General features: G+C 55.5%; 1 protein-coding gene. It reads right to left on the bottom strand.

The genetic code is table 11. The features are described 5' to 3' along the window. The coding region (locus DIT71_RS17725; protein WP_264756340.1) for an EF-Tu C-terminal domain-related protein at positions 1 to 483 on the bottom strand (483 nt) is incomplete at its 5' end.

Consider the following 483-nt stretch of genomic DNA (forward strand, 5'->3'; position numbering starts at 1 on the left):
TTACTCGATGATCTTTGAGACCACACCGGCACCAACGGTACGGCCGCCTTCACGAATCGCGAAGCGCAGGCCATCTTCCATGGCGATCGGGTTGATCAGGGTAACACTCATCTTCACGTTGTCACCCGGCATTACCATCTCCACACCTTCCGGCAGCTCACAGGAACCTGTGACGTCGGTGGTACGGAAGTAGAACTGCGGACGATAGCCCTTGAAGAACGGGGTATGACGACCGCCTTCTTCCTTGCTCAGTACGTACACTTCGCACTCGAACTTGGTGTGCGGCTTGATGGTACCCGGCTTACACAGTACCTGACCACGCTCAACGTCATCACGCTTGGTACCACGCAGCAGAACACCAACGTTCTCACCAGCGCGACCTTCGTCCAGCAGCTTGCGGAACATCTCAACGCCGGTACAAACGGTCTTCACGGTATCCTTGATACCGACGATTTCCACTTCTTCACCAACCTTGATCAGGCC

The sequence above is a fragment of the Marinobacter vulgaris genome, assembly GCF_003344045.1.
Classification (GTDB): domain Bacteria; phylum Pseudomonadota; class Gammaproteobacteria; order Pseudomonadales; family Oleiphilaceae; genus Marinobacter; species Marinobacter vulgaris.